This window comes from Eubacterium multiforme (genome assembly GCF_030813415.1).
GTDB lineage: Bacteria > Bacillota > Clostridia > Clostridiales > Clostridiaceae > Clostridium > Clostridium multiforme.
Genome location: NZ_JAUSUF010000015.1, coordinates 35862 through 46272, shown reverse-complemented (window position 1 = coordinate 46272; position 10411 = coordinate 35862). Strand labels below are relative to the sequence as shown.

Below are 10411 nucleotides of genomic sequence, written 5' to 3'. Positions count from 1 at the left end.
ATCTTTATAGTATATTATTCCAAATTAACCAACTCATCATACAAAAAAAGAGTAGTTAAATTTGTTTATTACACAAATATAACTACTCTCCCTAAAACTTTTAAATATTTAACAACTCAATAAAATATATTACCCAATTTATTAAATAGCTATCTAAAAGCCGTAAGATATTAAATATTATCTTACGGCTTTTTATTATAATATTAAAAGTTTTATTCTATTTTTGTAACTTCATATCCCTTATCCTTCATCATATTAACTATTCCATCATCACCAAAGAAATGTAAAGCTCCAACTGCTATTGTATAAACTCCATTCTCATTAAAGAATCCTTCCATCTTTTTAACCATATTTTTATTTCTATCCTTTATCATAAGATTATATTCTTCTTTATTTTGCTTTTGAAATTTTACTGCCTCTTCCATAACTTTAGTATCACCATTAGAATATCCCTTCATAAGCTCTTTAGAATACTCAATTATAGCCTTACCATTTTCAATAAACTTTCCTTCTTTATGAAGATCTAAACTTCCTTTTAATGCATTTATTCCATTAATCTTATCTAAAAGATTCATTTGAAAAGTTATTGTTTCTAATTCAACTATCTTTTTGTTTTTCTTTAGAGAATTTTTAATTAGCATATCATCAAAAGTTTCCATAGTTAGTCCAGCTTTATCATACAAAACAGATTGTAGATTGTTTATTATTAAATGAGGTTTTAATATTTTTATCTTTTCATAGTCACAATTAACTTCTTTGCATATGGATTTAAGATTTTTAATTTGCTTTTCATTAAGTTCATCTTCAATTGAATTACCACCACTATATATTCCATCTGCATTAGATTTTAAAAGTTCATTCTCTGAAGGATTAATTTCAACTGCTAGTACATCAGTATTTTTTACTATATCTTTTATTGTTTTAGTAAAATACTCATAATCCTTATTAATAGGATGCATTGTTCCTACTAAATACATAGTTTTGTCACCCTTCTTAACTTCCCATTGGAAACCCTTAGCCTCCATTTTAGATGAATCTACATTTTCCTTTTCATATCCAATTACTACAGAAGTAAAAAAGACTCCCAAAATAAGTATTAAAGACGTTATTATTTTATATTTTTTTGAAAACAATTATAAAAACACTCTCCCCTTATTGTGTTATTTTATTTAATTATATTGTAACATATTTTTCCATATTCCATAGTATATATTAATTAATTGATTTTTTATCAAATTTATAGTATAATTTATTTGAATATTCAGATAATTATAGTAAGCGGCAGTTACTATTTTTTATGGAACTGACCCTACTTACTATTTCAATACTACTTTTTAAAAAGATCCCCCAATACTCATCGCTTGGAGGATCTTTTTTTATTTTATATTATAAACCATCTTTACATGTTGAATTCCAGCTTCATCATAAGGTTCTGAAACTACCTTAAATCCAACATCTTCATAAAGCTTTTTAACATATTCTTGAGATGATAATTTTATTTTATCTTCATTGTAGTTTTCCTTAATATATTTTATAGCTTCCTTTAATATAATTGTTCCAAGACCATGTCTTCTATAGTCTTTACTTACTATAACTCTTCCAATACCCGGTGCATCCTCATATCCAATTCCTTTAGGAAGTATTCTAAGATAGGCTGCTATCTTATCTCCATCCTTTGCATAAACATGAATACAATCTTTATCCTTACCATCAAATTCATTTTCACAAGTTATTTTTTGCTCACAAGCAAAAACTTCAAATCTTTCTTGAACTATTTTATATAATATTTCATTTGTAAGTTCATCAAAAGTCTCAATAAAAATCTTCATATGCTGCCCCTCCATTTATACCAAAGTTTTTTGTAATTTAAAAATCCGTAAAATCAATAAAATCTTTAACTATCTAATTTGACCATTTCCAAATATTATATACTTAACTGTTGTAAGTTCTTTAAGTCCCATAGGTCCTCTTGCATGAAGTTTTTGTGTACTTATTCCAATTTCTGCTCCAAATCCAAATTCTCCACCATCTGTAAATCTTGTTGATGCATTTACATAAACTGCTGCTGCATCAATTCTTTGAAGGAACTTTTGAGAATTAAAATAATTATTAGTGACTATAGCTTCTGAATGTCCTGTATTATATTTATTAATATGTGAAATTGCATCATCTATACTATCAACAATTTTTACACTCATAATATAATCTAAATATTCCTTATAGAAGTCTTCTTCTGTTGCTCTTTCCATATCTTTTATTATATTGCAAGCTCTCTCATCACCCTTTAAAAGAACATCCTTTTCTCTTAAAGCTTTAGCTAATATAGGAAGGATTTCTTCTGTAACATCTTTATGAATTACTAAACTTTCTGCTGCATTACATACTGCTGGTCTTGATGTTTTTGCATTAACTACTATATTTTTTGCCATTTCAAAGTCACAATCTGAATCTACATATATATGACAATTTCCTGTTCCAGTTTCAATTACAGGAACTGTTGCATTTTGAACTACAGCTTTTATAAGTCCAGCTCCTCCCCTTGGAATTAAAACATCTATATAGTCATTTAATCTCATCATCTCTGTTGCAACTTCTCTGCTTGTATCTTCAACAAGACTTACTGAATCCTCTGGAAGACCTGACTCCTTTAGTCCTTCTCTAAGAGCTTTTATTATTGCTATATTTGAATTTATGGCTTCTTTTCCACCTCTTAATATAACTGCATTTCCTGTCTTTAAACAAAGTCCAGCTGCATCACAAGTAACATTTGGTCTAGCTTCATATATTATTCCTATAACACCCATTGGAACTCTTTTCTTACCAATTTGAAGTCCATTTGGTCTATTCCACATTTCTATTACTTCTCCAACTGGATCTTGAAGATTAATAAGCTGCATAAGTCCATCTGCCATTCCTTCTATTCTAGCTTTATCTAAAGATAATCTATCTAGCATAGCTTTACTTGTTCCATTTTCTACAGCCTTTTGTAAATCCTTTTTGTTTTCAGCTATTATTTCATCACTTTTTTCAAGTAATTTATCTGCCATTAATTTTAAGGCTCTATCTTTATCTGTTGTACTAAGGTTTGCTAAAACATAAGAAGCTTCCTTTGCCCTTTTACCCTTTGAAATTAATTCGCCCATTTTTTATTTCTCCTTTCATTTTTTGTAAATAGTGTTCCTATTTCTTTACCCTTTAATATTTCTAATAATATTTTAGGATTTTCTCCATTTGCAAGTACTACGTCTACACCTGAATTATTTGCATATTTTGCAGCTTCAAGTTTTGTAATCATTCCACCAGTTCCAAGACTTGTTCCTGCACCACCTGCTGCCATTTCTAATTCTTCTGTTATTTCTATTATTTCTGGTATAAGTTTTGCATCCTCATTACTTCTTGGATCTTTATCATAAAATCCATCTATATCTGAAAGTATTATAAGAAGGTCTCCTGATACAAGCCATGAAACAATTGCTGACAAGTTATCATTATCACCAAATCTAACTATATTTTCAATTTCATCAATAGCTACTGTGTCATTTTCATTTACTATTGGAAGAACACCCATATCTAGTAATGTATTAAAGGTATTACATACATTATTTCTAATATGATTATCTTCAACTACATCTCTTGTAAGTAAAACTTGACCTACAGTAATACTATATTCTGCAAAAAATTTACTATATATATGCATAAGTTCACATTGTCCTATTGATGCAACTGCTTGTTTTTCTCTAATACTTTGGGGTTTTTCTTCTAACTTTAATTTACTACATCCAACTCCTATAGCTCCTGATGTAACAAGTACAACTTCTTTACCACAATTCATTAAATCTGAAATAACTCTAGTTAATACTTCAATTCTTGTTAAGTTAATATTTCCATTTTCATAAGTTAAGGTAGATGTTCCAACCTTTATAACTATTCTTTTTGCATTTTTTATGTCATTTCTTATATTCATTTTTACAGCCCCTTGTATTTATATTGTCTAATTCTATTTTATTTTAATATGTTATATTATTCACTAATTATTTTAACATATTATATTTTCATAATAATATAGTTACCATTATAAAATATATTTCTAATATTGTTAAATTTACTTAATGCTAATTTACTATTTGTATCATTTTACCATATTAAAATAATATATTTATATTTTTATTAAAAAATTTTTACATATTAACAAAAAAGTGATATACTATCTTTGTAAACATTTTCAGAAAATACATTCTAATTAACAATTGAATAACATAAGTATAATTTGTGTGATAGAGTTTTAGAGAGTTAAGCATAAAAAATTAATATTATTTTTTGCTTGGCTTTTTATTTTTTTATAATAATTCTAATTTATTAGACCATCATATTAATTATAAATTTACATTAATAATTAATATTAAAATTATAAAAATTTAATGGAGGTATTTTTATGATCAATTTTCTAGCAGAAATGTTTGGTACAATGATTCTAATTTATTTAGGAGATGGAGTTGTAGCAAATGTTGTTTTGAAAAAAACCAAAGGATCAAATGGTGGCTGGATGGTTATAACAACTGGTTGGGCTTTCGCTGTTGCTATTCCTGCCTTTATATTTGGTGCTACAAGTGGTGCTCATTTTAATCCAGCACTAACACTTGCCTTAGCTTCTATTGGAGATTTTCCTTGGAGCCAAGTACCTATGTATATAACAGCTCAAATGATTGGAGCTTTCTTAGGTGCAGTATTAGTATTTATTCAATATTATAATCACTTTGAAGAAACTGATGATAAGGATGGAAAACTAGGGGTATTTTGTACAGGCCCTGCTATAAGAAATGAAAAATTTAATTTTATCAGTGAATTCTTAGGAACTTTCTTTTTAGTATTTGGTATTTTAGGAATTAATGCAGTTAAGATGGCAAATGGTTTAAATACCCTTGCTGTAGGCTTATTAATTTGGGCATTAGGTTTAAGTTCAGGAGGTACTACTGGATATGCAATTAATCCAGCTAGAGACTTAGGACCAAGAATAGCTCATGCAATTTTACCTGTTCCAGGAAAGAGAGATTCTGACTGGAAATATGCATGGATTCCTGTTGTAGCACCTATAGTTGGAGCTATTGCTGGAGCAGTTGTATTTGTAAATATATTTTAAATAGTTTAATTTTAAATTTTATTTAGAGGTGAGTAGAATGAAAAAATATATAATCGCATTAGACCAAGGAACAACAAGTTCAAGAGCAATAATATTTGATAAACAACAAAATATAATTGCAGTAAGCCAAAAAGAATTTAATCAAATATATCCAAAAGAAGGCTGGGTTGAACATAATCCTATGGAAATATGGTCATCACAATTTGGTGTGCTACAAGAAACTATAGCTCAAAGTAATATTAGCCAAGATGAAATTGCTGCAATAGGTATTACAAATCAAAGAGAGACAACAATAGTTTGGGATAAGAAAACTGGAGTTCCTGTTTACAATGCAATAGTTTGGCAATGTAGAAGAACAGCTTCAATGTGTGATGAATTAAAAAAGATAGACGGATTAGAAGATTACGTAAAAGATAATACTGGTTTAATTATTGATGCTTATTTTTCAGGAACAAAAATCAAATGGATTCTTGATAATGTTGAAGGAGCTAGAGAAAAAGCTGAAAAAGGAGAATTACTATTTGGAACAGTAGATACATGGCTTGTATGGAAACTTACAAATGGTAAAGTTCATGTAACCGATTATACTAATGCCTCAAGAACTATGCTATTTAATATAAGAGATTTAAAATGGGATGAAAAATTATTAAAAATATTAAATATACCTAAGTCCATGCTTCCAGAGGTTAAAAGCTCATCAGAAATATATGGATATACAAACCTTGGTGGAAAAGGCGGAATTAGAATTCCTGTATCAGGTATGGCTGGAGATCAACAAGCTGCCTTATTTGGTCAAGCTGCCTTTGAAAAGGGTGATGCTAAAAATACTTATGGAACTGGATGTTTCTTGTTAATGAATACAGGAAATGAAATAGTTAAAAGTAAAAAAGGCCTATTAACAACAATAGGTGCAAGTACTAAAGATAATGTTCAATATGTACTAGAAGGTTCTATATTTGTTGGTGGAGCTGTTATTCAGTGGCTTAGAGATGAATTAAGATTAATAAATGATGCTCCTGATTCAGAATACTTTGCTAAAAAAGTTAAAAATAATGGTGGAGTATATGTTGTTCCTGCCTTTGTTGGACTTGGAGCACCTTATTGGGATATGTATGCTAGAGGAGCAATCCTTGGCTTAACAAGAGGTTCTAACAGAAACTATATAATAAGAGCAGCTTTAGAATCAATTGCTTATCAAACTAAAGATGTTTTAGATGCAATGATTTCTGATACAGGTTGTAATTTAAATACATTATGTGTTGATGGAGGAGCAAGTAGAAATAATTTCTTAATGCAATTCCAAGCTGACTTAATTAGAACAACTGTTGAAAAACCGATTATAGTAGAAACAACTGCTTTAGGTGCTGCTTATTTAGCTGGTCTTGCTGTTGGATTCTGGAAAGATAAAGAAGAAATTAAAGCTATGAAATTTATTAGCGAAAGATTTGAACCAAAAGCTCCTAAAGAAGAAATTGATAAATACTATGCTGGTTGGAGAAAAGCAGTTAAGAGATCAATGCAATGGGAAGCTGAAGAATAAATTATTATATAACTCACTTATAAGAAACTGCTAAGTTTAGTTTATCTAACTTAGCAGTTTTTTTAGGTAAATTATTTTATTTAAAATCAAAGCTACCTACTAATTTTTATACAAAATAATAAATTATTATTTTTACATTAGTTTTTAATATATTTTATTAATTTTTGATTTTTTTATTAAATAAAGTTAAATATCTTTAAATTATATTTTTATTTTAATTTATATTAATTTTTTATTGTTCTTTAATTTAACTCATATTAGTTCATTTAAATAGTTTTTTACTTTCCACGTTGCATTATCTTGCATTTTTTTGCATATATACTCATTTCCCTCTGTTTCTTAAACATTCCCTCATCAATTCAGTAAATTTGTAAACTTTTTTTGTTAAGTCCTAGTTTTTCCTAGGTTTTTCTTATATAATTTATGTATTTTTTATTAATATTTTTTATTTAAGGACTATCTTTTTTTCATAATCTAGGTTATTATAGTATATATATAGTGTATATTTATAAAATTTTTATGCATAAAATTTGTATAAAGGAGAGTTACTTATGAATAAAAACTCAAATAAGTATCAGACGAAATCATTGTTAAAATTTATCTTACCATCTGTTGTTGGAATATTATTATTTATGATTCCAATGAAAATTGAAGGACAAATAACTATCCCAATAGCTTTTTTAGCTAAATTCATTGAAGGAAATTACACAGATTTCCTAAAACTAATGGCTTTAATACTAATATCTTTATCCGTTATAGGCAGTGTTATAATTAAAACAGTTAAGCCAAAATTTTTAACTGAAAATAAATATTTAAATAATTTATTTAATGTAACACCTCTATGGTTTATTACTAGAATTATAGGAATGATATTTGTTATATGCGCCTATTTTAATATAGGACCTGACTTTATTTGGTCAGAAAATACTGGTGGATTAGTATTAAATGACCTACTACCAATACTAATAGCAGTTTTCCTATTTGCAGGATTTTTACTTCCTCTACTTTTAGACTTTGGTTTATTAGAATTTGTAGGATCATTACTTACAAAGGTTATGAGACCTATATTTAATTTACCAGGTAGATCTTCAATAGATTGTATTGCATCATGGCTTGGAGATGGAAGTATTGGTATATTACTTACATCAAAACAATATGAACAAGGCTTTTATACAAAAAGAGAAGCTGCTGTAATTGGTACAACTTTCTCTGCTGTTTCAATAACATTTTGTTTAGTTGTTATATCTCAAGTTGGACTAGCTCATATGTTTTTACCATTTTACCTTACAGTAAGTTTATCAGGAATAGTTGCGGCAATAATAATTCCTAGAATACCACCACTTTCAAGAAAAGAAGACGAATATTATGGTGGACAAACTTCAAAGGATTTAGAAGTAATTCCTGAGGGCTATACTCCATTTTCTTGGGGAGTTGAAAAAGCTGTTGAAAGAGCTGACAAAAATACTCATCCAAAAGAATTCTTTATATCAGGAATTAAAAATGTTTTAGATATGTGGATAGGTGTACTAGCTGTAGTTATGGCTATGGGTGGAATTGCTCTTATGATTGCAGAGTACACTACAATATTTCAAATAATGGGAACACCATTTATTCCATTATTAAAATTACTTGGAGTTCCAGAAGCTACTGCAGCTTCACAAACATTAATTGTTGGATTTGCTGACATGTTTATACCATCTGTTCTTGCAACTACTATAACTAATGAAATGACTAGATTTATAGTTGCTTGTTTATCAGTAACTCAACTTATTTATATGTCAGAGGTTGGAGGACTTTTACTTGGTTCTAAAATTCCTGTTAACCTTAAAGATTTAATAATATTGTTCTTTGAAAGAACTCTTGTAACATTACCTGTTATAGTTATTATGGCAAATATATTCTTTTAAATTTATATAGAATATTTACTAAAAAAAATTCAAGCTATGAGATTTTATTATATTAATTAAAGTCTCATAGCTTTTTATTTACCCAAATAATTCCTTTTGTCAACGCCATATGGTATAATTTGTATATTAACTTTTTAGGTGGTGTTATATTTGTTTAGTTTTATTAAAACTTGTCCTAAATGCAATAAAAAATTTAATATAAAAAAAGTAGCCATGAGTAGAGTTACATCTTGTCCTAATTGCAAAACTCCTTTAATTGCTACTACTAAAAATACTCTTATAGCAGGTATAGTACTAGTTATTGGATATGGTGTATCTAACATATTATCCACTAAGGGTATCGCTCCGTTTTATGTTCCTTTTATGATAATAGCTTTATTAACATTGTTTTTAATTGAACCTTTAACAATCCAATATAAAGAGAAAAAATAGGGCTTTTATTAAGCCCTATTTTTATAAGTATTTTAATCTTCACATTCATATTTTTTTAATAGTCTAATATAATGATTAGCCTCCCTTAATACATGATCAGCTAAAAGAGGTACTATTATAGACCTTATTTTACACTTATCAATTCCCTCTACTCCAGCCTTTTTAAATTCTCTAAATTTAATAGTTTCATCTAAAGAATCCCTTGTAATATCATCTATTGAAATATAAGGCACACTCTTTCCCTTTTGCAAAAGTTTAGCATATTCTTTAGAAAATTTATCAGAAGTTTTAATTAAATCATTTTCTGAAGGATCAAGAGTTCCCCTTATAAATAATGCATGTTCCATCATAATATGATCCCAAAACATTTCAGATTCCCTAATATTTCTCTCTTCAATATTTCTTCCATTTTCTAAATCTATTATACAAGACCTATATAACTTTGCTTCATCTATTATGTGTTCAATAAGTAAAGGATAATTAGTTGTAAAAAGTTCACAGGATAGGACTCCATTTAAAACTCTGACTTTTAAATCTATAAGACCTTCAACTAATTTTTTAGCTCTTTTGTTAAGTTGTCTTACAGACCTTTCTAGCCTAGATTTAACATGCTGCCCCTTTCCACAGTCTAATCTTAATTCCATTTTTGTTATATTTTCATTTATTTTTATTCCTGTAAAAAATTGTGTTTTTCTCTCCATACTTAAAGTATAATCAGTAAAAAATTCCCCAGACTTTAATACTTCTTTTCTAATTATTCCATCACTTAACTTTACTGTATCTAATAAAAATTTTTCAAAATATAATTTATAATCATCTGCTTCTCTAGAAAGTTTAGTATTCTTTGGTGTAAATCCTGCCTTTAAAAATATTGAATGCTCCTTCATAATTCTTGCAAAAAATAAATGAAGCTCAAGTGATAGACCAACATATTTTTGACAACTTAACATTATTTTCCCCCAAAAAATTTTTATTATATTCTATTCTTAAAGATTAGTTTAAGTTCTTATTATTTTTTATTCCAATAGGCCTTAGCTTCATTTTCAAGTTTCTTAAGCCGTGTATAATAATCTGGAAACTCCATTAAATGAGCTAGTGCTATTTTCCCTGTAAGTATAGGATCATCTTGAGTAACATTAGTATTCTTAAACTTACTTCCATGTTCAAGTTCTACATTAAGCCCCATTGTAAACTGATTTAAATCAAACTTTTCTTTTGAAAAATCAATATTTAATATTTTAGCAATTTTTCTTCCCTCTTCAATAGTAAAAGATTTTCTCTTTGTTTCTCCCCTTAATTTCATTATTATCCAATGATTACTCTTCATTAATCTTCCTTTTAAAGCATTGTTTTTCATGGTTATTATATGTATATCCTATATAATGTGTAACTCTG

The 10411-nt window shown here is 27.9% G+C and carries 10 protein-coding genes; 4 read left to right on the top strand and 6 right to left on the bottom strand.

Annotation, left to right across the window (positions count from 1 at the left end; translation table 11 throughout):
• Window positions 1-212: 212 nt before the first annotated feature.
• The 4 genes from J2S18_RS14680 to proB form a co-directional block, all read right to left on the bottom strand.
• Window positions 213-1133, bottom strand: a complete 921-nt coding sequence (locus tag J2S18_RS14680) for a TraB/GumN family protein (RefSeq protein ID WP_307487924.1) — start codon at window positions 1131-1133, stop codon at window positions 213-215.
• A 243-nt stretch (window positions 1134-1376) separates the two neighbouring features.
• Entirely contained in the window at window positions 1377-1829 is a 453-nt protein-coding gene (locus J2S18_RS14675) for a GNAT family N-acetyltransferase (protein ID WP_307487923.1), read from the bottom strand.
• Window positions 1830-1898: 69 nt separating this feature from the next.
• The gene (locus tag J2S18_RS14670) at window positions 1899-3143 is read right to left on the bottom strand and encodes a glutamate-5-semialdehyde dehydrogenase (RefSeq protein WP_307487921.1); all 1245 of its coding nucleotides are present in this window, start codon (window positions 3141-3143) and stop codon (window positions 1899-1901) included.
• Window positions 3131-3964 (bottom strand): glutamate 5-kinase, encoded by an 834-nt coding sequence (gene proB, locus J2S18_RS14665; protein ID WP_307487919.1) that lies wholly within the window; start codon window positions 3962-3964, stop codon window positions 3131-3133. Before proB ends, J2S18_RS14670 begins: the two co-directional genes overlap by 13 nt.
• Window positions 3965-4432: 468 nt before the next feature.
• Here proB and J2S18_RS14660 point away from each other — a divergent pair, with 468 nt between their 5' ends.
• The 4 genes from J2S18_RS14660 (at window position 4433) to J2S18_RS14645 (ending at window position 9016) form a co-directional block, all read left to right on the top strand.
• On the top strand, window positions 4433-5137 hold the full coding sequence (locus tag J2S18_RS14660) for an MIP/aquaporin family protein (RefSeq protein ID WP_307487917.1): 705 nt from the start codon (window positions 4433-4435) through the stop codon (window positions 5135-5137).
• 37 nt (window positions 5138-5174) lie between these two features.
• Window positions 5175-6677, top strand: coding sequence for a glycerol kinase GlpK (gene glpK, locus J2S18_RS14655; protein ID WP_307487915.1), 1503 nt, complete (start codon window positions 5175-5177; stop codon window positions 6675-6677).
• 551 nt (window positions 6678-7228) lie between these two features.
• On the top strand, window positions 7229-8584 hold the full coding sequence (locus J2S18_RS14650) for a YjiH family protein (RefSeq protein ID WP_307487913.1): 1356 nt from the start codon (window positions 7229-7231) through the stop codon (window positions 8582-8584).
• A 150-nt stretch (window positions 8585-8734) separates the two neighbouring features.
• The gene (locus tag J2S18_RS14645; RefSeq protein ID WP_307487912.1) at window positions 8735-9016 is read left to right on the top strand and encodes a hypothetical protein; all 282 of its coding nucleotides are present in this window, start codon (window positions 8735-8737) and stop codon (window positions 9014-9016) included.
• Window positions 9017-9048: 32 nt separating this feature from the next.
• Here the strand turns inward: J2S18_RS14645 and J2S18_RS14640 are convergent, their stop codons facing one another.
• Together J2S18_RS14640 and J2S18_RS14635 are read right to left on the bottom strand one after the other, a co-directional pair.
• Window positions 9049-9966: a DUF2935 domain-containing protein gene (locus J2S18_RS14640; protein ID WP_307487911.1), complete on the bottom strand. Its 918-nt coding sequence runs from the start codon at window positions 9964-9966 to the stop codon at window positions 9049-9051.
• A gap of 59 nt (window positions 9967-10025) precedes the next feature.
• Window positions 10026-10343: a DUF5661 family protein gene (locus J2S18_RS14635; protein ID WP_307487909.1), complete on the bottom strand. Its 318-nt coding sequence runs from the start codon at window positions 10341-10343 to the stop codon at window positions 10026-10028.
• Window positions 10344-10411 lie beyond the last annotated feature (68 nt).

What these genes read in the sequence shown, in the direction of transcription:
- J2S18_RS14675 (WP_307487923.1), bottom strand. Translation starts at nt 1,829, where the DNA reads ATGAAGATTTTTATTGAGACTTTTGATGAACTTACAAATGAAATATTA.
- J2S18_RS14670 (WP_307487921.1), bottom strand. Translation starts at nt 3,143, where the DNA reads ATGGGCGAATTAATTTCAAAGGGTAAAAGGGCAAAGGAAGCTTCTTAT.
- proB (WP_307487919.1), bottom strand. Translation starts at nt 3,964, where the DNA reads ATGAATATAAGAAATGACATAAAAAATGCAAAAAGAATAGTTATAAAG.
- J2S18_RS14660 (WP_307487917.1), top strand. Translation starts at nt 4,433, where the DNA reads ATGATCAATTTTCTAGCAGAAATGTTTGGTACAATGATTCTAATTTAT.
- glpK (WP_307487915.1), top strand. Translation starts at nt 5,175, where the DNA reads ATGAAAAAATATATAATCGCATTAGACCAAGGAACAACAAGTTCAAGA.
- J2S18_RS14650 (WP_307487913.1), top strand. Translation starts at nt 7,229, where the DNA reads ATGAATAAAAACTCAAATAAGTATCAGACGAAATCATTGTTAAAATTT.
- J2S18_RS14640 (WP_307487911.1), bottom strand. Translation starts at nt 9,966, where the DNA reads ATGTTAAGTTGTCAAAAATATGTTGGTCTATCACTTGAGCTTCATTTA.
- J2S18_RS14635 (WP_307487909.1), bottom strand. Translation starts at nt 10,343, where the DNA reads ATGAAGAGTAATCATTGGATAATAATGAAATTAAGGGGAGAAACAAAG.